Annotated in this window: 19 protein-coding genes; 13 read left to right on the top strand and 6 right to left on the bottom strand. The window is 65.7% G+C overall.

Annotated features, from left to right (window positions below; all coding sequences use genetic code 11):
* Nucleotides 1-597: SRPBCC family protein (locus tag VKP62_07140; GenBank protein MEB3196964.1), on the top strand; the 597-nt coding region annotated here is incomplete at its 5' end.
* Between the two features lie 31 nt (nucleotides 598-628).
* Here VKP62_07140 and VKP62_07135 read toward each other — a convergent pair.
* A complete protein-coding gene (locus VKP62_07135; protein ID MEB3196963.1) occupies nucleotides 629-1396 on the bottom strand; it encodes a hypothetical protein in 768 nt (255 codons plus the stop codon).
* A gap of 191 nt (nucleotides 1397-1587) precedes the next feature.
* Here VKP62_07135 and VKP62_07130 point away from each other — a divergent pair, with 191 nt between their 5' ends.
* From VKP62_07130 to VKP62_07110, 5 genes are read left to right on the top strand one after another with little or no spacing between them, the layout of a single operon-like run.
* The gene (locus VKP62_07130) at nucleotides 1588-2985 is read left to right on the top strand and encodes a UDP-glucose/GDP-mannose dehydrogenase family protein (GenBank protein MEB3196962.1); all 1398 of its coding nucleotides are present in this window, start codon (nucleotides 1588-1590) and stop codon (nucleotides 2983-2985) included.
* Between the two features lie 16 nt (nucleotides 2986-3001).
* The gene (locus VKP62_07125) at nucleotides 3002-4471 is read left to right on the top strand and encodes a radical SAM protein (protein MEB3196961.1); all 1470 of its coding nucleotides are present in this window, start codon (nucleotides 3002-3004) and stop codon (nucleotides 4469-4471) included.
* Nucleotides 4461-5756, top strand: a complete 1296-nt coding sequence (locus VKP62_07120) for a glycosyltransferase family 4 protein (GenBank protein MEB3196960.1) — start codon at nucleotides 4461-4463, stop codon at nucleotides 5754-5756. Before VKP62_07125 ends, VKP62_07120 begins: the two co-directional genes overlap by 11 nt.
* Before the next feature lies 1 nt (nucleotide 5757).
* A complete protein-coding gene (locus tag VKP62_07115) occupies nucleotides 5758-6372 on the top strand; it encodes an acyltransferase (GenBank protein ID MEB3196959.1) in 615 nt (204 codons plus the stop codon).
* A gap of 18 nt (nucleotides 6373-6390) precedes the next feature.
* Nucleotides 6391-7920 carry a polysaccharide biosynthesis C-terminal domain-containing protein gene (locus VKP62_07110; protein MEB3196958.1) on the top strand — a complete coding sequence of 510 codons (1530 nt, stop codon included), beginning with the start codon at nucleotides 6391-6393 and terminating at the stop codon, nucleotides 7918-7920.
* Nucleotides 7921-8021: 101 nt separating this feature from the next.
* On the opposite strand, the gene VKP62_07105 is transcribed toward VKP62_07110, so the two are convergent.
* Together VKP62_07105 and VKP62_07100 are read right to left on the bottom strand one after the other, a co-directional pair.
* The gene (locus VKP62_07105; GenBank protein MEB3196957.1) at nucleotides 8022-9185 is read right to left on the bottom strand and encodes a hypothetical protein; all 1164 of its coding nucleotides are present in this window, start codon (nucleotides 9183-9185) and stop codon (nucleotides 8022-8024) included.
* A gap of 191 nt (nucleotides 9186-9376) precedes the next feature.
* Nucleotides 9377-10504 (bottom strand): citrate synthase, encoded by a 1128-nt coding sequence (locus VKP62_07100; GenBank protein ID MEB3196956.1) that lies wholly within the window; start codon nucleotides 10502-10504, stop codon nucleotides 9377-9379.
* Between the two features lie 379 nt (nucleotides 10505-10883).
* On the opposite strand from VKP62_07100, the gene VKP62_07095 reads away from it, so the two are divergent.
* Both VKP62_07095 and VKP62_07090 read left to right on the top strand, forming a co-directional pair.
* Nucleotides 10884-11282, top strand: a complete 399-nt coding sequence (locus VKP62_07095) for a helix-turn-helix transcriptional regulator (protein ID MEB3196955.1) — start codon at nucleotides 10884-10886, stop codon at nucleotides 11280-11282.
* A gap of 197 nt (nucleotides 11283-11479) precedes the next feature.
* A complete protein-coding gene (locus VKP62_07090) occupies nucleotides 11480-13936 on the top strand; it encodes an ATP-dependent Clp protease ATP-binding subunit (protein ID MEB3196954.1) in 2457 nt (818 codons plus the stop codon).
* 71 nt (nucleotides 13937-14007) lie between these two features.
* Here VKP62_07090 and VKP62_07085 read toward each other — a convergent pair whose 3' ends face one another.
* Nucleotides 14008-15489: a leucyl aminopeptidase gene (locus tag VKP62_07085; GenBank protein MEB3196953.1), complete on the bottom strand. Its 1482-nt coding sequence runs from the start codon at nucleotides 15487-15489 to the stop codon at nucleotides 14008-14010.
* A gap of 111 nt (nucleotides 15490-15600) precedes the next feature.
* On the opposite strand from VKP62_07085, the gene VKP62_07080 reads away from it, so the two are divergent.
* From VKP62_07080 to VKP62_07065, 4 genes are all read left to right on the top strand, one after another.
* Nucleotides 15601-16149 (top strand): NUDIX domain-containing protein, encoded by a 549-nt coding sequence (locus VKP62_07080; protein MEB3196952.1) that lies wholly within the window; start codon nucleotides 15601-15603, stop codon nucleotides 16147-16149.
* A gap of 68 nt (nucleotides 16150-16217) precedes the next feature.
* Complete coding sequence (locus VKP62_07075; protein MEB3196951.1) at nucleotides 16218-17903, top strand: PHP domain-containing protein; 1686 nt, start codon at nucleotides 16218-16220, stop codon at nucleotides 17901-17903.
* Nucleotides 17904-18106: 203 nt separating this feature from the next.
* Nucleotides 18107-18286, top strand: a complete 180-nt coding sequence (locus VKP62_07070) for a hypothetical protein (protein MEB3196950.1) — start codon at nucleotides 18107-18109, stop codon at nucleotides 18284-18286.
* Nucleotides 18287-18469: 183 nt separating this feature from the next.
* A complete protein-coding gene (locus VKP62_07065; protein MEB3196949.1) occupies nucleotides 18470-20260 on the top strand; it encodes a LysM peptidoglycan-binding domain-containing protein in 1791 nt (596 codons plus the stop codon).
* A 17-nt stretch (nucleotides 20261-20277) separates the two neighbouring features.
* Here VKP62_07065 and VKP62_07060 read toward each other — a convergent pair whose 3' ends face one another.
* A complete protein-coding gene (locus VKP62_07060) occupies nucleotides 20278-20550 on the bottom strand; it encodes a GIY-YIG nuclease family protein (GenBank protein MEB3196948.1) in 273 nt (90 codons plus the stop codon).
* 5 nt (nucleotides 20551-20555) lie between these two features.
* Entirely contained in the window at nucleotides 20556-22652 is a 2097-nt protein-coding gene (locus VKP62_07055; protein MEB3196947.1) for an anhydro-N-acetylmuramic acid kinase, read from the bottom strand.
* Nucleotides 22653-22809: 157 nt separating this feature from the next.
* Between VKP62_07055 and VKP62_07050 the strand changes: the two genes are divergently transcribed.
* Nucleotides 22810-24408 carry a glycoside hydrolase family 3 N-terminal domain-containing protein gene (locus VKP62_07050; GenBank protein MEB3196946.1) on the top strand — a complete coding sequence of 533 codons (1599 nt, stop codon included), beginning with the start codon at nucleotides 22810-22812 and terminating at the stop codon, nucleotides 24406-24408.

Raw genomic sequence — 24408 nt, 5'->3', positions numbered from 1 at the left:
CTCGCTAGCCTGCTGGGGCTCTGCGCTCTCGCGCCGGCGGCCTGGTCAACCCCCACGCCATCGCGACCGACCTGGGCCGCGGAGCGCGGCGGCGAGGTCACGCTTCGCGATCTTCCCGTGGACTCCGGCGCGGCCGTCGAGGCGAGGTTATTTGTGCGGGCCCCTTGGTCGGTTTGCCGCGCCGTTCTCTGGGACCATCAAAAATTTCCAGAATTCATGCCCCACTCCCGCAGTTCGAGGAGCCTCAAGGAGGCCCGCGACTTTCAGGTGGTGGAGCAGACCGGGGCCCAGGGGCCCTTCCTGACCACCCTGATCACGGAACGCCGCCTCGAACCGACCCGTATCAGCTGGCACGGGGTGGGAGGGGACCTCCTGCGAAACGATGGCGAATGGGAGTTCACCCACCTGGGAGACGGCACCGGCGTGCGCTACCGCGTTCACGTCGTGCCGCACCAGCCCGTGCCGGCGTCCGTGACCCGCTTTTTGCAGCGCCAGGCTCTGCCCACGATGCTGCTCGCCGTGCGTCGTCGCATTGAGACGAGCCACGCAGACTCCTCACCACGCCCCGGGTCGACGGGACCTTCTCGGCGCCCCTGATAGCGACGGTCCAATGAGCCCCAGGATCGCCTCACCAGCCACCTAGCAGCCAGCGATGCACGTCGGGGTCGTCCGTCCGGGCCATCAGGCGGGCCAGCACATCGGCCAGGCGGTGCGCTTCCGCGGGGTCATCCTCCTCGCCCACACAGCTCAGCCAGGCGGCCACCGCGCGCGCCTGGCCCCGATCATCCCCCAGCTCCGAAAACCCTGCGGCAGCCTCCGCCAAGAGCGGAATGGCATAGGCCACCTGGCGAGCGGCGCGCCGATGCAACGCCAGGCAAAGCGCCGACTCCGCCGAGGCAAGCCGATCACCACGACGCTGCGCGCGGGATCGCCAGGCTTGCCAGAGGGGGGCTAACTCCAGGGCCCCCTCGCCGAATTCGAGCTGCATCTGCGCGGCTAACCAGACCAGGTACGAAAAATCTTCGGCCTCGAGAGCCAACTCCCAGGCTGCGCGCAGCGAGGATTTTTTTTCGGGCGTTCCGTGGCTCGTCATCTGGATCAACAAGCGAGAGGCCTGGGCGTACAGGTCGTGGGCGCGGGTTCGCCGCGCGATCGCGAGCACGAGTTCGAGCAAGGCCCGGTTCAAGGCCTGGTCCTCAGCCTGCGGGACGCCGTAAGCTGGGCCGGACTCGGCCAGTGCCAGGCATTCCCTGCCCCAAGCCTCCCAGGACACTGCGGGGCCAGCCGCCTCGGCCAGGCGCGCCAGGCAAACATCCGGATGCTCCTGCGCATCGCGTAGCAACCACGCAGCCAGCAGCGTGGCGGTAGAGGAGGGCTGGTCAGCGGCAGGTTCCAAGCGGTGGCGCCTCGTCGGTTCTCAGCATCGACAGGGGCGTCATTCCCCGCCGCGCCCGCCCTCATTCAGCCCGTGGGCAACGTCTCGGCCCAGCGTTTTTGTCCGTTGCAACCAGTCGCGCCGAGGAACTTTGGCGTTACATGGCCCGAAGGCGTCACACCGCGGAGCGACACAGAAGAAATGGAGGCGGCATGCGGATTTGCGTGATTGGAACAGGATACGTCGGGCTGGTGACGGGTACCTGCCTGGCCCACATCGGACACGATGTGATGTGCGTCGATGAACACGTCGAGAAAATCGCCGGCCTCAATCGCGCCGAGATGCCCATCTACGAGCCTGGGCTGGCAGAAATGGTGAATACGCAACGCGCCAGCGGTCGTCTGGCCTTTTCCACCGACGTGGCGACGGCGGTGCAACGAGCCGACACCATCTTCATCACGGTGGGCACCCCCACTGGCGAGCACGGCGAGGCAGACCTGAGCGCCGTGGAGCGAGTGGCCCGGGAGATCGGGCGGAGCCTCAATACGTACAAGGTCATCGTCAACAAGAGCACCGTTCCCGTGGGAAGCGGCGATTGGGTCGCCATGTTGGTGCGCGAAGGGCTCGCCACTCGCCAGGGGGTCGGCTCGGCCTGGAAAGCTCAACGTCCCCCCGAAGACGGCGCCTCAGAGGCCCTCGGCCCGGCCTCCTTCGACGTGGTGAGTTGCCCGGAGTTCCTGCGCGAGGGCTCGGCCATCCACGACAGTCTACATCCGGACCGGATCGTGGTCGGCAGCGCAAGCCCCAGAGCGCTGGCTCACATGCGAGCGTTGTACTTGCCCCTGATCGAGCAGCGTTTTCCTGGCGCAGACGCTCGCTCACCCGTGCCCTTCGTGGTGACGGACCTCAACTCGGCGGAGATGATCAAATACGCGGCCAACTGTTTCCTGGCCACCAAGATCAGTTTCATCAACGAGATGGCCAACATCTGTGAAAGGGTCGGAGCCGATGTCACGGCGGTGGCCGACGGGATCGGGCTCGACCATCGCATCGGACGCCAGTTTCTGCAAGCCGGCATCGGCTGGGGCGGCAGCTGTTTCCCCAAAGACCTGCTGGCCATGCTGCAGATCGCCCGGGAAGCAGGTTACGATGCGTCGCTGCTGAAGGCCACCATCGACGTCAACCAGAGCCAGCGTCTGGTGCCCCTGCTCAAGCTGCAACAACATCTGAAGACCTTGAAGGGCAAAACCATCGGCCTCCTCGGCCTGGCCTTCAAGCCTGAGACGGACGACGTGCGGGATGCCCCCGCCCTGTCCCTGGCCCAGCAATTGCTGCAGCGCGGCGCCGCCGTTCGCGGCTATGACCCGGTCGCCTCAGCCCACGCGAGCTTGCTGGCGCCAGGTCTGAAGGTCTTCGACGACCCCTACACCATGGCCGAAGGTTGCGATGCGCTGGTCTTGGCCACGGAATGGCCGGAATTTCATTCGCTCGACCTGGGCCGCATGCGCTTGATGATGAACCAGCATCACGTCTTCATCGACGGGCGCAACATGTTCGACCCGCCCCTGATGCGGGAGCTCGGTTTTCTGTATGTCGGCATCGGGCGTTGAGGAAAGGGAGGTCACCATGCATCTGTGCCTCGTCAATCCGCCTGAAATGCCCGGTTTTGTGAGCGACCGCGACAAGGCCGGAGGCGTCGGCGTCGCGCGGCCCTACCAACGACGACTCTGGAACCGCTACTGCCCTCCCACTCCCGCGCTGGACCTGCTTTACGCGCTGGCGCTCGCAGACCGGGCTGGCATTCCAAACCGCTTCGTCGACGCGATCGCCCGGCGCTGGAACGCCCGACAAACGCTCGCCGCCATCTGCGAGACCAACCCGACGCACGTGGGCGTGCGCATCAGCCTTCCCTCGCTGAAGGAGGACCTGGCCCTGGCCAATGCCGTGGTCACAGCCCTTCCCCGGGCGCAAGTGTTCCTCTTCGGCGCCTGCGCGAAAATGACGCACTCCCGCTGGTTGGGGCAGTTTCGGGGTGATGCGGTCCTCTACGGCGAGGTCGAGGCCCTCCTGCTCGCTTACCTCGATGGCCAGGCCGAGCGGGCCGTCCTGCGTCCGCCCCAATCGGCCACGCCGGCCAGCTGGCAGACGCTTGAAAATCTGGACAGTTTGCCCTTTCCAGCCTGGCATCGGGTCGACCGCGCGGCCTATACGCGCAGGGGGCACGCAGACGACTTCGTCTACTACGTGTTGACCAGCCGAGGCTGTCCCAAAGGCTGCGCGATGTGCCCGTACTTCGTCTATCAGGGCGCCGAGTGGCGGGCGCGCTCACTCGACCACCTGGCAGCCGAATTCGCTCACCTGGCCAACATGGGCGCCCGTCGGGTGCAGACCCGGGACCCGAACATTTCCTGGCGCAAGCCGCACCTGATGGCCCTGGCCGAGCGGTTGGCTGGCCAGCGTCAGCTGGCCATCACCACCGAAACCGACCTGGAGGCGCTGAATCGTCAGGATCTCGAGCGTCTCAGGGAAGCAGGCTTCGTCCGCATCATGACCGGCGTCGAATCCGTCGATGAGACGATTTTGCGCGACATCCATCAGAACGGGCAGGCCCTCAAACGCGTGCTGGTGAACATGCAGACCTGTGCGGAGCTGGGTATTGCCGTGACGGGCTTCTTCATCGTGGGCGCCCTGACGGAAACCTGGCAAAGCATTCGTCAGACGATCGCCACCGCGCGAACCCTGCCGTGCGAGTACAGCGTCTCCTTGATGACCCCCTATCCTGGCACGGAAAGCCGCGAAGCCTTCATCAAGGCGGGCTATCATCGCGAGGGCGACTTCCGCGATTACAACGGCTATACCGGCCTGGTGAGGACCTCGGGGCTGGACCATCAGCAGGTGGTGCTGGCCCACGCCTGGGCCTCTGCGGAACTTGAACTGGTGCAGCGCAGACGCGGATTGCACTGGCGCCATTGGTGGCAGACCCTGCGGTATCTGGCACAGCGCCATCGCGTCACCCGTCTCCGGCGGCGAATCAAACAGGTGGAATCGCTGGCCCCGGCCACGACACATCGCGAGGAGTTGCCCCTTGGCGCCTGAAGAGCCTCTGCATTCGAGAGCCTTGAACATCTGCCTGGTCTCTCGCGAGCATCCCAGTCTGCCCGAAACCGGTGGCATCGGCACCTATACCGACAACCTGGCCAAAGGCCTGGCGGCGCGGGGCCACTGCGTGACCGTGCTGGCAGACGGGGAGCCACCGTCCAGCCCCCCCAGGCCGCAAGCGGGAACGGTGCGTCTGCTCGGGGTGGGTCGCACCGAAGCTTTCAGGCTGCCGTTCGGCCGTCGCTGGCTCGGCACCAGTTCACGCAGCCTTGCGTTTGCATTGGCGGCGGGCAAGCGCTATCAAGCGCTCGATCGCCAAGACCCTTTCGACGTGGTCGAGGTCCCGGAATATCAGGCTTGGGGCCTGGGGGTCTCACTCGTCCGACGTTGTCCCCTGATCGCCCGTCTGCACAGCCACACCCGGCTGGTTCGCGCCCTGAACGCCGTCCCCCTCACCCTGGACGATCGCCTGTGTACGCGCCTGGAGGCCCAGGTACTCCGACGGGCCGAGCGGGTTCTGGCCAACTCGCAGGCCCTGGCCCGCGAGGCATCTCGTGATTTTCCCGGTCTGGAGGCCAGCAGACGGCTGGAGGTGCTGCCGCTAGGAATCGACACCCAGCGTTTCAAGCCCTCGGAAGGAGGCCCGTATCGCCGCGCCCACGGGCTCGACGAGCAGGCTATCCTGTTGCTTTACGTGGGACGATTGGAGCGTCGCAAGGGCGTCTTGACGCTGTGGGAAGCCTTCGCCAGACTGGCTCCTCAGTTGCCGCAATTGCATCTTCACCTGGCTGGCTACAGCACCGACCTGAGCCGGCAAGGGGACAGCGTGCTGGGACACTTGCAGCGACTGAGCCGCGAGAGCGGGCTCGCGGATCGCATCCGATTTCTCGGACATCGCCCCTATCAGGAGTTACCTGCGCTGTACGGCGCCTGTGACGTGTTCGTGGCTCCCTCGCCATTCGAGCCGTTCGGAATGGTCTACCTGGAGGCCATGGCCTGCGGAAAGCCGGTGGTGGCGTGCCGTGCCGGCGGCGCCCTGGAAATCATCGAGCACGGTCGCAGTGGCCTGCTGGTTCCGGCGAGCCACCCCGAGGCCCTGGCCAACGCGTTGCGCACGACGGTGGAAAACGAAGCTTGGCGTCGCCGTCTGGGGGAGGCGGCCCATCAGGAGGTCCAGCAGCGATTCACCCTGGCCCAGCTGGCAGCCCGAACCGAGTCCCACTACCGCACTGCCGTGGCGGCTCACCAGGCCAGCGACGCGGGCTGCCACAGGGGGGCCTGACATGACAACCAGTCTCCCCATCCGCCTGCTCAGCACCCTGGGGCGCTGGGATGAGCGATTGGTCCACTGGCGCTCGCGCAGCCAGCGGGCGCTGCTCCTGCGGCGACACCCCGGCCTGCGCCTGCCCGACAGTGTCAAGGTCGAAGCCGGCGTTCTCTGGCGCCTGGCGCCCAACACCGAGGTGAGCTTCGGTGCCGGCAGCGTGCTACGACGTGGCTGCGAGTTCAAAGCCGACCCCGGCAGCCGCATTCAGGTCGGACAGAACGTGCATATCGGCCCGTGGTGCACGATCAGTGCCTTGCATGGCGTCGAGATCGGGGACGACTGCCTGATTGCCGAGGGCGTGTCCATCCGGGACCACGACCACGCCTTCTCGCCCGAAGGCACTCCTTACCGAGCCCAGGGTTACCGCCTGGCGGCCGTCCACATCGGACGCAACGTCTGGCTCGGAAGCGGCGTGACGATCGTCAAGGGGGTCTCACTGGGCGAAGGCAGCGTGGTCGCCGCCGGTGCCGTCGTGACTCGCTCCTACCCACCCGGCAGTCTCATCGGAGGCGTGCCCGCCCGCCTGCTGCGTCCCCTGCTGGAGGTCTCGCCGCCAGGCGAGGTCGATTGAAGGCAGGCCCTGGTGTCGATGGCGCAGCAAACCCGTCACCACGCGCTCAGCATGGCGATTCAAGCCGGTGCTCAGCTGGGCCTGACGGTCGCGCTGGCCCGCTGGTTTTCGCCCGATGGAATGGGCGCTTACGGCTTGCTGGGGTGGCTGATCGCCATGGCGGGTGTGCTCGTCCACCTGGGAGGCATCACCACCACCGTCAAGTACGTCTCGGAAGCCCAAGGGGCAGCCGCCCCCGAACTGGCAGCTGGCTACCTGACTCGCGGCCTGCGAACGTGGGGACGCAATCTGTTCTGGGTCAGCCTGCTGTGGCTGGCCCTGGGGCCGTCGATGGTGAGCACCTACGGTCAACACGGACTGGATTCGGCCCTCTCCGCCGCCCTCCCTCTGATTGCCACCAGCAGCTTGTTCACCTGGCTGCTGGGAGCGTGTCAGGCGCTGCAACGCTACGGGCAGTGCGCCCTGGCCAGTGCGCTGTGGGCGGCCAGCCTGGTCCTCGCGACCGGCCTGGCCATGGCCTGGGATGGGGGCCTGGTCGGCGTCTTGCTGGCCCAGACGATTGCCTGGGGGATGGGCTGCGCCGTTCTCTGGCGGGGCCTGACACGCTGGCGCGCCGGCTGGTGGCATCAGCCCCTGCCCGGCGCGCGCCAGCGCGAGCTCAGAAAATTCGCCGCACCACTGGCTTTGATGGTCTTGTTGGATGCCCTGATCTGGCAACGCTCAGGCGTCTTGTTTCTGGGCCAAAGCGGCGCGCCCTCCGAGGTGGCCTACTACACGCTGGCCTTCGGACTGGCTCAGCTGGCCATGCGGACCATCCCGGGCAGCCTGATCGGCGTCCTGGTGCCCGCCATGTCGCGGGCCGTGGGAGCCGGAGACACGGCCCGAGTGGGCAGCCTGTATCGCGTCGCAGGGCGATGGATGGGGGCCACGGCCGTTTGGTTGGCCACCCTCGGCACGGTTCTCGGACCGCCCCTGCTCCCTTGGATCTACGGCGAGGCCTACGGAGGGATGGTGGCCCCCTTCTCCATTCTGCTGTGGGCCGGGGCGATCGCCATGGCCCTGGGATTTCCAGCCAGCAGCGTGCTGTACGCGCTGGAGCAACAACGCGCGGTGCTCCGCATGGGGCTGGCGACGGCGCTGCTCTATCTCTTGCTGGCCATCCAGATCATTCCCGCTCACGGGGCCCAGGGAGCAGCCTGGGTCACGGCGATTGCCCAGAGCCTCAGCGTCGCCGCGGGAGTGGGGCTGGCGGCCCGCGCCTGCGGTGGCATCCGTCCGGACTGGTCCAGTCTGGCGCGGATCACACGGGCGGCCACCGTCACCTTCGTCCCCCTCTGGGCGCTGGCAAGCCACCTGCCACCGGCCCTGGCACTCGCCATTGGCGCCCCCCTCGGCACCGTGATCTACGCGCTGGCGTGCTGGAAGGGGGGGGTCGTGACGTCCCAGGAGCAAGACACGCTTCGCCGCTGGATCCGGCATCAGTGGACCAGGCGACATCGCACGCCGGAAGTGACCGCGATCACGTCCCCTGTGGCTTCCATCCGCTAGACTGGGGTCATTGAGAGGGGTGGCTGCATGCCTTCCCCTTTTTTTTTGGAGATTTGGCCGCGCCCCGCCACTGGAGATAGACGCCAATCTCTCGGCCGACCTCAGCGCCTGCTGGGTTCCAGCCGTCCGAGCGGCAGTCCTTGCGCGGCGGCTTCTTCTTCAGACGTGTCCACGCGCGTGCTGCCCCCTTGCCACACGCCGCCACTGCCGGGGCGCAGGTCGGAGGGCCCTTCCTTGATGCCGGGAACCGGGAAGGCGGACGGCGCGTGACGCCCCATGTCCCCGTTGTAGTCGAGCACGTCCGGCACATAGGCGATCAGGTGGCCGGCACGGGTCGGCGTCACATAACCCGCCTCCAGTTGTTCGCGGTAACGGTCGAGCGCAAAGACCATGGGGGTTTGTGGCGTGGCGTCGAGCACCTGCATCTTGGCATTGAGGTTCAGAACCGAATTGATCAAGACATCACCGCCCCACATCAGCAATGTGGCGCGCGCTTGGGGCGCCGGGAGGTCCTCCGGCCACGGGCGTGCCTTGCCATCATCCATCTCAATGTGAAGCGCGTTGTTGCGGATGCCGATCGCGCTGACCTTGCAGATCATCTGGGGCGGGGGATACAACCTGGCAGGGTCCATGATGATGTCGTTGCCGGCCACTGCCAGCCCCTTCTCCTCGCGCGCCTTCATCAGCTTGGCCAGTTCGATCCCGAACAGGCCGATCAGGCCGTCAACCCGCAGGCCCATCGACTTGATCACCTTGGGAACCAAGCGAATCTTGCCATCCGGGGTAGGTTCCAGCACCCCTTCCATTTCGAAGGAGACCCAGACACCCTTTTTCATGCGCCCCGACATGACCAGGCGATCGCCATTGAAGCGAATGCGCAGGTCCTTGATCGGCGAATCGGCATCATTGAACACGTAAGTGTTCATCACCGCCTCGAGGTCAGCAGCCCCCTTGTCGACCGAGGCCTTGTGAATCAGCAGCTTGAACTCGCTCTTGTTGGCCGGTACGAAGGGCATGGAGGGGTCGCGCGCCAGGATGTCCGCGTTCATTTCGGACAGGAACATGGCCACGTTTCGATCCATGCGGTAAAGCACATTGCGCGCCATGAAGCGCGTCGTGCCACCGGGGCCTCGACGAATCAGGTCCACCGTGCTGGAAGCAGGGGGCGGCGCGGACCAGGCCGATTCCCGGCCGCAGCCCGGCAGGGACGCCGCGAGCGCGGCCGCCGCCACCAGGGATTGAACTTGTCGGATGAGCCGACGCATGGGACCTCGCAAACGAGGGAACTGATGCCATGTTATCGGGAGGGGCGGGCAACAATCGGTAAAGCTTGGTTTAAGATTGCAAAATCCTCCCAAGTAATAGGAGTTGGGGAGGGGGGCGACAGGTATCGCCCGGAAAAAAACGGCACCGACCTCCGGAGAGGCCGATGCCGTCGACAGGTGGCGCGCCGCTCTCAGCGGGCAGCAACCGGCGCGTAATGGCGCGCACCAGGGCCGATGTATTCAGCCCGCGGGCGAATCAGGCGGTTATTGGCCAGCTGCTCCATCACGTGAGCCGCCCAACCGGACAAGCGGCTGACGGCAAAGATGGGGGTGAACTGGTCGCCCGGGATCCCCATGTAGTGGTAGGTCGAGGCCGAGTAAAAGTCGACGTTGGTCAACAAGCCCTTCTCGCGCTTGACGACCTCGTCCACCTTGATCGACATCTCGTACCACTTCATGTCGCCCTTGATGCGGCCCAGTTCCTCGGACATGCGACGCAGGTGCTTGGCGCGGGGATCGCCATTCTCGTAGACGCGATGCCCGAATCCCATGATCTTCTTCTTCTTCTCCAGCGCGTCCATGATCCAGGCTTCGGCATTCTCGGCCGTGCCGATTTCAGCCAGCATCTTCATGACGGCCGTGTTGGCACCGCCATGAAGCGGCCCCTTCAGGGTGCCGATGGCCGAAGTGACGCAGGAGTGCATGTCGGACAAGGTCGAGGCCGTTTGCCGCGCGCAGAAGGTCGACGCATTGAATTCGTGGTCGGCGTGCAGGATCAGGGCCCGCTCCATCGCCTTGACCGAAACCGCGTCCGGGTCCTGGCCAGTCATCATGTAGAGGAAATTGTGCGCGAGCGTGACACCCTGCTTGGGGGCAATCGGAGCCTCGCCGCGACGCAAGCGCTCGAAAGCAGCCACAATCGTTGGAATCTGCCCCTGCAAGCGGGTGGCCTTGGCCAGGTTGGCCTCGGGGCCGTTGTCATCGGCTTGAGGGTCGTACAGCCCCAGGGCCGACACGGCCGTGCGGAGCACGTCCATCGGATTGGCATCCTTGGGGAACCCACGCAGCAAATCCATCACGGGTTGCGGCAAGGCAGCCCCGGCCGCGATAGACGCCTTCAAACCGTCGAGTTGCGCCTGCGACGGCAATTCGCCGTGCCACAGCAACCAGACGATCTCCTCGAAGCATTCCGCTTGCTCGGTCAGTTCGTCGATGCTGTAACCCCGGTAGGTCAGCATGTCATCGATGATCGAGCAGATCGACGAAGTGCTCACGACCACGTCTTCAAGGCCCTTGTTGATCACAACGTTTGCGCTCATAGAACCGGTACCAACCTCTCTCGTTCGGGGCTGATTGCCGCTGCCGGCGACCAGGCCATTCCGTCAGGCCAAACAACAGACCAAACCCGTGGCGTCCAGCGACACCGCGCTGCCTCGTGGCAGGCTCATCCTCGAGCTCGCGAGCCGGGGTCCCACGACGCCTCTCACCGACACGCGCGAACGGACGGCAATGGCACGATCGAAGGGCCGCCCGATCCTACCACGCGGCGTGTCACGCCGCCAGGATGCCGTCAAAAAGGCCTCATCCCGCCCTGCTCGATACAAGCCTGGCCTCATCAGGTATGATACCTGAGCTATCAAGTCGCCTCACAATCACTGAACCGTCACGCGCCTGACGGGACGAAGGGAGCCAGCGCCCATGCCCGAGATGCATCCCAACGACCGCCCGCTCTACATCATCAGCGTTGCGGCCGACCTGGTGAACATGCACCCCCAGACGCTGCGCCTGTATGAACGGCGAGGCCTGGTTGCCCCCAAGCGACAGGGCAAGAACCGCCTGTATTCTCAGAGCGACATCGAGCGCCTGCAGTATATCCAGCAGCTCACCCAGGAGTTGGGGATCAACCTGGCCGGCGTGGAGAAAATCATCCGCCTGCAAAACGAGCTGGAAAGCTTGAAGCACTTCAAAGAACGGGAATTGCAGCTGATCGAAGCGCGCTTGAACGAGCTGGCCGTCATGAAGACGGCCCGGGAAAAAGACATTCGGGTCATCAAGGAAAAAATCAAGGAATCGGCAACCGACGACGATGCGCGCTGAAATCCCTTGTGAGTGGGTAAATGCCATGGTAAGGTGGGCGCCATTCGTGGCCCTGCCCCGGCTTCCGCGACGTGCCTGACGGTCCGCCTTTCGGGTGGTGAGCACCAAGCGGAATCCACGCACGGTTCGGAGCCACGGCGGGTCACGCAGCGAGCCTCATTTGAAGCAGGTCCGGCCCTGGAAAAGGGGGTGTCATCATGTTCGAACGGTTCACCGAAAAGGCCATCAAGGTCATCATGCTGGCGCAGGAAGAGGCGCGGCGACTTGGCCACAACTTCGTGGGCACCGAACAGATCCTGCTTGGACTGATCGGGGAGGGCACCGGTGTCGCTGCCAAAACCCTGAAAAGCCTGGGGGTCAGTTTGAAAGACGCCCGCATTGAAGTGGAAAAGATCATCGGCCGCGGATCTGGCTTCGTGGCGGTCGAGATCCCCTTTACGCCCCGTGCCAAGCGGGTTCTAGAGCTGGCGTGGGATGAAGCGCGCCAGCTGGGTCACAACTACATTGGCACGGAACACCTGCTGCTCGGCCTGATTCGCGAAGGCGAGGGGGTGGCGGTGCGGGTGCTCGAGAACTTGGGGGTCGACCTGTCGCGCGTGCGGTCCAACGTGATTCGCATGCTGGGCGAAAACGCCACGACCACCACCAGCGGGCAGCATCGCAGCAAGACGCCCACCTTGGACGAGTTCGGGTCCAACCTGACGCAAATGGCCGAGGAACACCGACTGGACCCCGTGGTAGGGCGCGAGAAGGAAATCGAGCGCGTGATCCAGATTCTGGGACGCCGCACCAAGAACAACCCTGTCCTGATTGGGGAACCAGGGGTCGGTAAGACCGCCATCGCCGAGGGTCTCGCCCTGAAAATCACGGCCGGCGAAGTGCCCGACATTCTGGCCGACAAGCGGGTGGTCACGCTCGATATCGGCTCCCTGGTGGCGGGCACCAAATACCGCGGCGAGTTTGAAGAACGCCTCAAAAAGATCATGGAAGAGATTCGCAACGCCGGAAACATCATCCTGGTGATCGACGAGCTGCATACCCTGATTGGCGCCGGCGCTGCCGAGGGGGCCGTTGACGCGGCCAACATCCTGAAACCGGCCCTGGCGCGCGGCGAGTTGCAGTGCATTGGCGCGACGACACTGGACGAGTACCGCAAGCACATCGAACGGGATGCCGCGCTGGAGCGTCGCTTTCAGCCGGTCAACGTGAACGAGCCTTCCGTTGATGAGACCATCGAGATTCTCAAAGGCCTGCGGGAACGCTACGAAACGCACCACCGCCTCCAGATCACCGACGAGGCGCTGGTGGCGGCCGCCAAGCTGGCCGACCGGTACATCTCGGACCGCTTCTTGCCGGACAAGGCCATCGACCTGATGGACGAAGCGGCCAGCCGCGTGCGCCTGCGCTCGAGTTCGCTTCCTCCCGCGGCCAAGGAACTCGAAAAGGAGCTGCGCGGCTACACCAAGGAAAAAGAGGCGGCCATTCGCGCCCAGGACTTCGAGAAAGCCTCGCAACTGCGGGATCAGGAGCAGGGCGTGCGAGACCGCATCCGAGAGATTGCGGCCGAGTGGCGCTCCGAGCGAGGCCAAACGGCCACCCCGATGGTGGACGAGGAAGAGATCGCCCACATCGTGGCATCCTGGACGGGCATCCCGGTCAAGAAGATGACCCAGGGCGAGACGGAAGCGTTGGTTCATATGGAAGTTGACCTGCACAAGCGGGTCATCGGCCAGGACGACGCGATTCACTCCATCTCGCGGGCCATCCGACGGGCTCGGGTCGGGCTGAAAAATCCGAAGCGTCCCATTGGCAGCTTCATCTTCAGTGGCCCCACCGGTGTGGGCAAAACCGAACTGGCCAAGGCGCTGGCCGGGATCTTCTTCGGCTCGGAAGAATCGCTGATTCGCGTCGACATGTCCGAGTACATGGAGAAGCACGCTGTCTCCAAGATGATCGGCTCCCCACCTGGCTACGTCGGTTACAACGAAGGTGGTCAACTCACCGAAGCGGTCAGGCGGAAACCTTACAGCGTGGTTCTGTTCGACGAAATCGAAAAGGCCCACCCGGATGCCTTCAACATCATGCTCCAGATTCTGGAAGACGGTCGCCTGACGGATGCCAAGGGTCGGGTGGTGGACTTCAAGAACACCATCGTGATTCTGACCTCCAACATCGGCGCACGCGCCATCGAAAAGGGCCAGAGCCTGGGCTTCCAGACGGGGGGCGAAGACAATCGTTACCGGAAGATGAAAGACGTCGTGATGGAAGAGTTGAAAAACAACTTCCGGCCCGAGTTCATCAACCGCATCGACGAAATCATCGTCTTCCATCCGCTTTCCAAGGAAGAGATCAGTCAGATCGTGGATGTCATGCTCGCTGAGGTGCGCAACCGTCTCAAGGAGCAGGAATACGACCTCGAACTGACCCGCGAGGTTCACGAATTGCTCGCCAACGAGGGCTACAACCCCTCTTACGGGGCGCGTCCTCTGCGTAGGGCCATCCAACGTCTGATCGAGGACCCGCTGGCGGAAGAAATTCTGGCCGGTAGCCTGAAGAAAGGCTTGATTCAAGCCCGTCGAGAGGGTGAAAAGGTGGTCTTCGGGCAGCAGTCCGAACCGGAAGCGACCAAGGAGGAAGCCCAGGCCGGCGTCTGAGCGTTCCAGAAGACGGCCCCCCAGCGCAAGTCAGCGCTGGGGGGTTTTTGCTATCTGCCTGCCCGCGCGATTCAGGCCGTCGTGAGCTGGCTCAGCCAATGAATCAGCAAGCGGATCCCGACCCCGGTCGAGCCTTTGGGACGGTAGTCCTTGCCCTCGGACAGATAGGAAGGACCCGCGATGTCGAGATGCGCCCACGGCGCTGCCCCGGCAAAACGCTTCAGGAACATGGCCCCAGCGATCGCGTCCCCCTTCTCAGGGTGCGAGTTGGCCAGGTCCGCGATGTCGCTCTTCACCATGAACTCGTAAGCGTCCCAGATCGGGAAGCGCCAGAGACGCTCACCCGTGGCCTCTCCCGCCTGCCTCAGGGCCTCGGCCAGGGCGTCGTCGGTCGAGAACAGGCCCGAAGCCGCGTATCCCAGCGCCATGATGATCGACCCTGTCAGTGTCGCCACATCGATCGTGTAGCGCGCCTGATAATGCTTGGCCCCGTAGGCCAGCGCATCGGAGAGAATCAGCCGACCCTCGGCATCCGTGTCGATCACCTCGACCACGAGACCATTGTAGGCGGTCAATAGATCCCCGGGCTTGAGCGCCCGCCCGCTCGGCATGTTCTCCGCGATCGGCAGCAACCCCACCAGGTTGAGAGGCAACTGCCGGGCCGCCGCCACCTCCAGCACGCCGAGCACGGTCGCCACGCCGTGCATGTCGGTCTTCATCTCTTCCATGCCAGCCCGGGGTTTGATACAGATACCGCCCGTATCGAAGGTGATCCCCTTGCCAACCAGCACAATGGGAGCGGCGTCGGCGACCGGCGCCCCGTGATACTCCAGCGCCACGAAGCAGGGGCGATGGGCGCTGCCCTGCCCGACTCCCACCAGGCAGCCAAATCCCTCTCGCTGGAGGTCTTCAAACTCCAGCACCCGGGCCGTCAGGCCCGCCCGCTGGGCCACCGCCAGCGCCTCGTCGCGCAGATCGGACACCGTCAACTTGTTGCCGGGCATGTTCGAGAGGGTGCGCGCCCGATTGACCACCCGCGCCAGGTCCAAGCCACGATGGGCGGCCGTCGCCTCTGGTCCGTCTGCCGCCAGGCCCAGCCACAGCGTGGCCAGCTTCTGCTCGTCTTTCTTGTCCTTGTCCTCAGCCGTCTGATAGAGGCGCGTCTCGAAGGCCGCCAGCGCCACCGCCTCAGCCGTGGCTTCCGCCGCTTCAGCAGGCGGCAGCTGGGCAGGCAGGCCGACGGCCATCGAACGGGCCTTGCCGTGAAGGGCACCCACCGCAGCCGCCAGCACCTTGCGCCAGGCCTCCGGCGTGAGAGTGTCCTTCCCGAGGCCCAGCAGCACGAGCCTCCGGGCCCCCACACCTGGAATGGGATACAGCACCTCGCACGCCCCTTCCGCCCCCCGGAACGTGTGATCCGCCCAGGCGGCTTCCAGCCAGGGGCGAAGCACTTCGGGCAGGTCCGCGGGCGGTGCCTCGGACTCCGGGAAAGACAGGACCAGGGCGTCAACGACCGCTTCGGTCAGCGAGGCATTCGTGAATTCAAGCTGCATATAGTCGCCTAGGATGAGGGAGTGGAACCGCCAGTTTACCCCGTGTCGCCTGGCGACGCCAGGCGACACGGGGCTGGCTGAGGCTGGGGTTCCATCTGCTATGCTGCAGGCATGCCCCGACACCTGCACTGCCCCCGCTGCGGGCATGCCACCAAGGCGCAGCCCCTGGAAGGTCGCCTGCGCGACACCTGCCCCGCCTGCCGCGGCGTCTGGTACGACTGTGCCAAGCCGTGTGCGACCGTCGTGATCGAGGACGCCGATGGACGCGTGCTCCTGGTCCGTCGCGGGATCGACCCCTATCGAGGCCTCTGGAACCTTCCGGGGGGATTTCTGGAGGCGGAGGAGCATCCCCTGGCCGGGGCGTGCAGGGAGGCGCTGGAGGAAACCGGGTTCGAGATTGAACCGCTGGAACAACTCGGGATCTATATTGGACACTGGGACGGCCGCGGCGATGCCACCGTATCTCACCACTCCTTGAACGTGGCCTACCGCGCCCGCATCGTGGGAGGAGCCTGGCGCCCGAACGCCGAGTCGACCGAGATGGCCTTCTACACCGCCGAAGACCTCCCGCCGGCTTCACAGATCGCCTACCCCAACCACCATCGCACCCTGATGGATTGGGCCACCTCGCGGCGACCAACCCGCGAGCGCCGGGGCTGAGGCCGCGCCAGCGGGCCTACGGCAGGCTGTGTTCGCCCTAAAATGATGGCGTGGACGGAGACGAAAAAATGACCAGAGATGACGTGATCGCGGCACTCGAAGAGATGGCCACCCTGCTGGAACTGGCAGGCGAAAACCCTTTCAAGGTGCGCGCCTTCCAGAACGGCGCGCGGGTGCTGGAATCGATCAGTGAACCACTGGCCGAGATGATCGCCAGCGGTGCTTTGCGCACGGTCAAGGGCATTGGCAGCGGACTGTTTCAGGACATCCGCTGCCTGGTGGAAACCGGTAGCCTGCCGGCGCTGGATGCGCTGCGCGCGCGCACGCCGGCGGGTCTGCTCGAAATGATGGAGCTGCCGGGGTTGGGCGTCAAAAAGGTACGCGCGTTGCACGACGGGCTGGGCATCGCGAGCGTCGGAGAGTTGGAGTACGCCATCTCCGAGAACCGCTTGCTGGAACTGTCGGGGTTTGGGCACAAGACCCAGGCCAAGCTGTCGGATGCCATCGTCTTCTGGAAACGCCATCGCGGGCAGCGCCTGCTGGCTGACGTGCTGGGTCCCGCCGAGCTACTGCTCAGCGCCATCGAACAACGGGTCACAGGACGTGCCACCCTGGTGGGCGACCTGCGACGGCGATGTGAAACGGTCGATCGCATCGAGATCTTGCTCTGCGGTGTGGACCCAGTTCAGGCGTCGCTGGCTCTGGGGGCTGTGCCCGGGCTGGAAGCCGCTGAAGGCGACTGGGCCTACCACGGGATGCCCGTGTACGTTCACCATGCTTCACCTTCTGAGGAAGGCCTTGCCTTGCTCTTCCAAACCGGCAGTGCAGGCTTTCTGGTCGAACTGGTCGAGCTCGCACGCGCACAGGGTTTTCACCTGTCACGAGAAGGCCTCCGGCAGGGCGATCGCCCCCTCGAGGCCCCCTCGGAAGCGCAGGTTTTCGAGACGCTCGGGCTCTGGCCGATGCCCCCCGAGACGCGGGAAACGGGCCGCCTGGCCGACTGGTCTCGCCAGGTGCCTTCCCCCCAACTGGTCGTGCTCTCGGATATCCAGGGGGCCTTTCACCTTCACAGCCACTACAGTGACGGCAGCGCGACGCTGGCGGAACTGGTCCATCGGGCCAGGGCAATGGGCTGGCGCTATCTCGGCATTTCCGATCACAGTGAAACCGCCGTCTATGCGCGAGGCCTGCGACGCGAGCGCGTGGCTGAACAACTGGCGGAAATCAATGGCTTGCGGGAGACATTCCCGGATATTGTGATCTTCTCGGGCATCGAAGCCGATATCCTGGCGGACGGGGATCTCGACTACGATGACGAGACCTTGAGCCGCTTCGACTTCGTGATTGGCTCGGTGCACGCGCGTCACGGCCAGGATGGCGACACGATGACGAAACGCCTGGTGAAGGCCCTCGCCCACCCTCGTTTGACCATGCTCGGCCACCTGAGTGGTCGTTTGCTGCTGGCGCGGGAGGCCAGCGCCATCGACATGGAAGCGGTGTTGACCGCCGCCGCCCAACACCGCAAGGTGATCGAATTGAACGCCAACCCGCATCGACTGGATATCGATTGGCGCTGGCTGCCGCGCGCGCGGGAGCTGGGAATCCCGATCGCCATCAACCCGGACGCGCACAGCCTGGAAGGGATGTCGGACGTCCGCTGGGGCGTGGAGATGGCACGCAAGGGGGGCCTCAACCGAGCCCAGGTCTGGAACACTCGCCCGGCCGAGGCCATCGAAGCGGAGCTCCGGGAATGAGGGACGGGCCGCGATTGAAAATTTGATCAGGTTTGGCGACTGTGACGCTTGAACTGAGATTAAGCGTTTGTTATTATAAAAATAAGGACGGTCTGCCCACGATGGCCAGACCACTCACATTCGTGAGACGCCCCAAGCCCCACAGAGGGGGCTGAAAGTTCCAGTTGGCCTCGTTCGACCGAATTCTCAATGAGGAGGATCCGATGCTCTCGACGTTGAAAACCGCTGCCCCTTGCGTGTGCCCCAGTTGCGCGGCCTTTACGGTCTCGATGCCTGGCGGTCAAGGGGATTACTGCCCCGGCTGTTTCACGGTGGTCAAGCGCTACCGTGGCGTGAAGCTGGTGCAGCCCAACGCGTTCCGTAGCGAACACGCACGCGCCTGATTGGCGGCTGGGGGAAGCCCCATCGTCGCCCACGCTGACAGACTTTACTCGCCACGGCCCGTTGGGCCGTGGCTTTCTGTTGCGGCCTCACGAGCCTTCACGCCCGATTTGCTTCTCTGCTGGTTTTGACGCCGGTCGCTCGGCTTTGTACCATGGATCACACAAGCCGCAGTGGGGATCACCGTGACCGAGTTTCGAAAGCGCGAGGACATCGCCCGAGAAATTGACCTTCTGAACCGTTGGTCCTCCCAGGGAGCGCCCGAGATGGACCAACTCGGTGACAGCCTCCGGCGCCTGGTGAAAAGCGTCGACCCCAGCATGGTCCCGAAGGTCGAGGGCCGCAAGCCCGCCGCCGCTCCGGGGCCGGAAGCTCCCCCAGAAGCCGTCCCCCCTCCCCGCGCCGAGAGCGTCCCGGAGAGGCCCGCCTCCCCGGAGGGGGCCCCCACGGCTCCCGGTGGGGAGGGCGTCGCCCCTCCTCCACCAACACCCCCTTCGGCCCCGACGGAACAGCCCGTCTCGCCTTCCACGTCGGCGGCTCCCCCACCGCCAGAGGACATTCCTGCCTTCGTCCGGCCGCCCGTCACGCCCGCGCGGCAGCGGGACGGAGAGGAAGACCAGGCCTTCCCGAGTTTTCTGCTGCGGAATGGTGGGGCTGAACCGCTCTTCGGTGGAGAAGCCCTGCCCAGCGGACTGGCGGGGCTGCCCCCGGGTGACGACGAACAGCCCAGAGGTCGGCCCTGGCTCAAGCTCGTCCTGGCGCTGGCGCTGCTGGCTGGAGGCGCGGCGGTGCTCTTCGCAAAGGACCCCTTCCGCTGGCGGGTGGTGGAGCCGCGGGACGATAGGGACCAGGCATCTCCTGGCGAGCCCACCGAGCCGCCGCCCACGCCGTCCGCTCCCCAAACGGAAGCGCCGACGGAGCCGCCCACGGAGAAACCAGCAACCGCTCCCCCCTCGCCCTGGCTGGAGCAAACGCCGGTGCCCACGCCTGTCCCCGCGGCAGCCGGGCCGACCACGCCCGCTCACGTGCCGCCAACCCATGCCGCAAGTCCCGGCGGGGCCGAGATTTCGCCGCCGGCATCCGTCCCCCCTCGTCCGCACGCCGCTCGCCCCTCGCCACTTGGTCATTTGCGTCCTCCTACCCCCAGGGTGAGGGTCCAGCCGCGGGTCAAAGAATACGTGGTGCATCAGGGGGATAGCCTCTCGCTGATCGCCCTGCGGGAATACGGCGATCTGGAACGCTGGACCCAGATTTACGAACTCAACGCGGCCTCGATTCACGACCCTGACCTGATTCGCCCGGGCCAGGTCGTCCACTTGCCTGCGGCAGAGCCCGCCGAGGGCGAGACGCCCACGCCGACATCGCTTGGTCAAGGGGCCGCGGTAACGCCTTCCGCCAGACAAGCCCCCGCAGCGGGCGAGGAGCGGATGCTGACCACCCGCCCGGGTGATACGCTGCGCGCCGTGGCGGCACGCCACCTGGGCGATCCCGAGCGCTGGCGCGAGATTTGGGCCCTGAATCAGGACCGGCTGCTGGCCCAGACCGTGTTACCTCCCCATACGTCCCTGAGAATGCCCCCCAGCGCGCGCGCCGCCGAAACCCTGCTGCCGGGCCAGGCCGGTTATGAGGCCCCGGTCGCCCACTACCACACGGTTCAGCCCGGAGAGTCACTCTCGCTGCTGGCCCGCCGCTATCTCGGTTCGGCGGAGCGGTGGCAAGAACTCTATCAACTGAATCGGCACAAGATTGCCAATCCGAGCTGGCTCTACGCCGGACAGATCATCGCGATCCCGGCGACGCGACGGCACCATGCCCTCAAGTACGTGGTGCGCGCAGGGGACACCCTCTGGGCGATCGCCGCGACCCACCTCGGCGATCCCTTCCGCTGGCCGGAACTCTATCGGGCCAATCGCGACCGGATCAGCAATCCCCATTGGATTTATCCCGGCCAGGCCTTCCGTCTGCCACAGCCCTGAAAGCCTGATTGCGGCGGTCAGGGAAGTGGAGGACCGCTGGTCTGGCCCGCCGTGGCCACGAGCAAGGCCAGTTTCCGCTCCCTCGAGAGCCGCTTGAAATGCCACTCGGCGGCCATCGCGGCGCGCTTGGAGTCATAGGCCCAGCCGGCCAGCAAGCGGACGGGCAGGCGGGAACGGGTGTAACGCGCGCCCTTGCCCGCCTGATGGACCGCCAGACGCCGCGCGACATCCGTGGTGTAGCCGGTGTACAGCGTCCCGTCGGCACACAGCAGCACGTACATCCAATGCATCGACGTCAGGCCAGCGCCTCAGCCGGCATCCAGGGGCGCAAGCGTCCTCCAGAACGGGCCAGACAGGCATCGGCGCCGTCGGCATCGACATTCTGATGGTGCATCACCACGGCGCGTTTCACCCGCCCGGCTGCAGCGTCGAGCAGGACAGCCGCCGCCTCTGAAGTCAGCCCGGTCAACCGGACCACCAGCAACTCGGCACGCTTGCGCAACTTCTGATTGGAGATCGTGACATCGACCATCAGGTTGTCGTAGACCTTGCCCAGCGCCACCATCGTCAGCGTGCTGAGCATGTTCAGCACCAGCTTGGTGGCCGTCCCGGCCTTCAGACGGGTGGAGCCGGCCACGATTTCAGGACCGGTCGGAATCACCACCAGATGGTCCAACTCAGCCCCCGCCGCCGGCTGTGGGTTGCACGTCAGCAAGGCCGCGACCGCCCCGCAGGTGCGCGCCAGTTCCAGGGCCCCCCTGACATAAGGGGCCCCACCATTCGCGCTGATGCCGACCACCACGTCCCCCGCCCGCAGGCCCCGGTCGCGCAGGTCCTGGGCACCAGCACGGGCATCGTCTTCGGCCCCCTCCACCGCCTGTCGAAGGGCAATGTCGCCCCCGGCCATCACCGCCTGCACCCACTCCGGAGGCGTGGAAAAGGTAGGGGGACACTCGCTGGCGTCCAGCACGCCGAGGCGACCGCTCGTGCCCGCGCCCACGTAGAAAAGTCGGCCGCCTGCGCGCATGGCCGCCACCGTGGAGTCCACCAGCGCGGCGATCGCCGGTGTCGCCTCCCCTACGGCCCGCACCGCATCCCAATCCTGAGCGTGCATGACGGCCACGGCCTCGCGGGCGTTGAGGGTATCCAGTCCCCGGCTGGCCGGATTGACCGACTCGGTCGCCACCCCGGTCACCCCGATGGGAAGGGTCGGGCCGAGGATCAGACGGCGATAATTGCGACCTGGCGCCACCACGCCAAGCACCCAGGGCTCTCGGGCCCCGGTGGCTGCGGGCACGACATTTGGCTCGCCCGCCACGGTTTGATAGGCCAGCAGCGCGAAGGCCCAGGCCTCCTTGAAATCCGGATCGACCCCCAGCACGGCAACGCTATCGAGGCTGGCCGGCGCCAGCCGCTGGCGCAGCATGGACAGCAGGGTCCGATTGGCGGCACCGCCTCCGCTCACAAACACGCCGAGGTCGGCCAGCTGGGCCGGGACGTGCCGACGCACGGCCTCCGCCACCGATTCCGCCGTGTAAGCCGTGACGGTCGCCAGCAGATCCGCTTCACCAAGACCTTCCTGAGCCGCATCGGACAGCAAGCCAGCCAGGAATGTTGCCCCGTAATGTTCACGGCCCGTGGACTTGGGCGGTGGCAGGGCCAGGAAAGCGTCGCGGGCGAGCCAACGCGCCAGCAGGGCCTCGTGGACCCGGCCTTCGGCGGCCCCACGACCGTCTTCGTCGAACCGCCTGGCCCCGCCTGACAGGTGCTGGACCAGCGCATCCAGCACCATGTTGGCGGGTCCCGTGTCGCAGGCCAACAGCGAAGCCTCCGCCCCTTGAGGCGGCACCCACGTGATGTTGGCGATGCCCCCCAGGTTCAGAAAAACCGCGCCGCCCGGTCGCAAGGCCCGAGGGTGACTCGCCAGCAGGCGATCGACGTACGGCACCAGAGGTGCCCCTTGCCCCCCCAGGCAGACATCCGCCACGCGAAAGTCAGAGACGGTCGTGACGCCCGTCAATGCCGCCAACACAGCGCCGTGGCCAAGCTGCCAGGTGAATGGCGAGCCAGCGCTCGGCGCATGCCAGATGGTCTGCCCGTGGGAGGCGACCAGGTCAAGGGCCGCCAGCGGCAGACCCGCTGAGCCGACACACGCTTCCACCGCGAGCACCAGTTGGCGGCTGAAGTCCGCGTTCAAACGGGCCCAATCGGCGGCCGGCATCGGCTGCCCCCGCACGGCCCGTTCGAGTTCCCCCCGCAACGACTCCGGCAGCGCCAGCGATTGCGTCGCCTGGACCTCCCAACGCAATCGCTCCCCGACCCCTTCGACCTCGACCAGACAGGCGTCGAGCCCATCCAGGGAAGTACCGGACATCAATCCAACGATGCGCATGGGGGCAGGACTCCAGGGGACAACAGGCTTGCACGAGCAAGCGCCCTTTTTGGACTTTCACGCGGAAGATGGTGTAGATTATGCACGATTCGTCGCGTCAGCGCCCGAATTGCGCCGGTTCCCGCCGCCGCCCCCCCCTCTCCCCGAGGAACCTCCGGTGCGCATCGCGCCTTCCCAGCTCACCATCCGTGAACTCATCGGCCAGCTGATGATGCCGAAACTCCCCGACACGGCGGAGTTGCGGGACCCGGCAGTGTGGCAACGCGTGGTGGACGACCAGGCCAAATTCAGCTTCGGCGGCTACATCGTGTTTCGGGGCGACCGCACGGAAACCCCACCGATGCTGGCTGAGCTTCAGGAACTCAGCGACTTGCCGCTGCTGATCGGCGCAGACCTCGAGCGCGGCGCGGGACAGCAATTCACGTCGGCCACGAATTTCCCCCATGCGATGGCGCTGGGTGCCGCACGGGACCCTGACCTGGCTTATCAGCAAGGGGCCATCACCGCCTTGGAGGCCCGTCGAATCGGGGTCCACTGGATCTTTGCGCCCTGCCTGGACCTGGTCAACCTGCCGGCCAACCCCATCATCAATGTGCGGGGCATCAGCGACTCGCCGCGCACCACCGGCAAATTGGGCGCCGCATTCATCTTGGGCGTGCAGCGTCATCGGGCGATCGCCTGCGCCAAGCACTTCCCTGGCCACGGCCAGACCAGCGTGGACTCACACGAGGAATTGCCGGAACTCAACATTTCGCGGCACCGGATGGAACACGAAGACCTCGTGCCCTTTCGTCACGCCATCGAGGCCGGTGTGCAATCGATCATGGTGGGGCACCTGGCCGTTCCAGCCTTGGACGAGACGGGCTTGCCTGCCACCATGTCCAAGCGCATCGTGACCGACCTGCTGCGCGAGCAGATGGGCTTCCGCGGCCTGATCATCACGGATGCGCTCGACATGGGGGCGATCACCCGTCGATTTGACCCAGGCCTGGCCGCCGTGCGCGCCTTGCAAGCCGGCGTCGACGTGCTGCTGATGCCGCCTGACCCGGATGCGGTGGTCGCCGCGGTGCTACGTGCGCTGGAGGAGGGCGGCCTGACCAAGCATCGCCTGCTTGAGTCGGTGGAACGCATTGACCAGGCCCGGCTCGAACTGGGGCTGTGGCGCTACGACGACGAGTACGACCCGGTCCCCAGCACCGAATGGCACGACTACGCGCCTGCCGTGGCCGCGATCGCCGACGCCGCGTTGACCCTGGTTGACGATGAGCAGAACCTCTTGCCGCTGAAGCCGGGCACTTCGGTCTGTACCTTGGTCCTGGATGATGACGACGACGCCGATCTACAACGCACCTGGCGAGAGGTTCTGCGGGAACTGGGCGACCAGACGGCGGACGTCAAGGTGGCCACGCTGACCGCCCAATCGGATGAGGCCACGATCGAGGCCGCCTGTGCCGAGGCCGCCAAGCACGAGGTGGTGGTGGTGCCGGTCTTCATGTGGGTGCGGGCCTGGAAGAACCGCGTCAGTCTGCCCGCCTTGCTCTCGACCGTGCCGCGACGCCTGGCGGAGGCCGGTGCCAAGGTGGTCCTGCTGTCCTTTACCAGCCCCTTCTTGCGGGACGAGATGCCTGAGGCGGACGCTTACATCTGTGCCTACTCGCCCAATACCCACTGTCAGCGAGCCGCCGTCCAAGCCCTCTGGGGCCGTGCCCGGCTGCCAGGCCGCCTGCCGGTGGCCCCACTCGGGTCGTCACGCTGA

It is taken from the genome of Candidatus Sericytochromatia bacterium (assembly GCA_035285325.1).
Taxonomy (GTDB): domain Bacteria; phylum Cyanobacteriota; class Sericytochromatia; order S15B-MN24; family JAQBPE01; genus JAYKJB01.
This window is presented reverse-complemented; position numbering and strand designations above follow the sequence as displayed.

Coding starts and splice junctions, on each gene's coding strand:
- VKP62_07130 (MEB3196962.1), top strand. CDS start 1,588: ATGCGGATTTGCGTGATTGGAACAGGATACGTCGGGCTGGTGACGGGT.
- VKP62_07125 (MEB3196961.1), top strand. CDS start 3,002: ATGCATCTGTGCCTCGTCAATCCGCCTGAAATGCCCGGTTTTGTGAGC.
- VKP62_07115 (MEB3196959.1), top strand. CDS start 5,758: ATGACAACCAGTCTCCCCATCCGCCTGCTCAGCACCCTGGGGCGCTGG.
- VKP62_07110 (MEB3196958.1), top strand. CDS start 6,391: ATGGCGCAGCAAACCCGTCACCACGCGCTCAGCATGGCGATTCAAGCC.
- VKP62_07105 (MEB3196957.1), bottom strand. CDS start 9,185: ATGCGTCGGCTCATCCGACAAGTTCAATCCCTGGTGGCGGCGGCCGCG.
- VKP62_07100 (MEB3196956.1), bottom strand. CDS start 10,504: ATGAGCGCAAACGTTGTGATCAACAAGGGCCTTGAAGACGTGGTCGTG.
- VKP62_07095 (MEB3196955.1), top strand. CDS start 10,884: ATGCCCGAGATGCATCCCAACGACCGCCCGCTCTACATCATCAGCGTT.
- VKP62_07090 (MEB3196954.1), top strand. CDS start 11,480: ATGTTCGAACGGTTCACCGAAAAGGCCATCAAGGTCATCATGCTGGCG.
- VKP62_07085 (MEB3196953.1), bottom strand. CDS start 15,489: ATGCAGCTTGAATTCACGAATGCCTCGCTGACCGAAGCGGTCGTTGAC.
- VKP62_07080 (MEB3196952.1), top strand. CDS start 15,601: ATGCCCCGACACCTGCACTGCCCCCGCTGCGGGCATGCCACCAAGGCG.
- VKP62_07075 (MEB3196951.1), top strand. CDS start 16,218: ATGACCAGAGATGACGTGATCGCGGCACTCGAAGAGATGGCCACCCTG.
- VKP62_07070 (MEB3196950.1), top strand. CDS start 18,107: ATGCTCTCGACGTTGAAAACCGCTGCCCCTTGCGTGTGCCCCAGTTGC.
- VKP62_07060 (MEB3196948.1), bottom strand. CDS start 20,550: ATGCATTGGATGTACGTGCTGCTGTGTGCCGACGGGACGCTGTACACC.
- VKP62_07055 (MEB3196947.1), bottom strand. CDS start 22,652: ATGCGCATCGTTGGATTGATGTCCGGTACTTCCCTGGATGGGCTCGAC.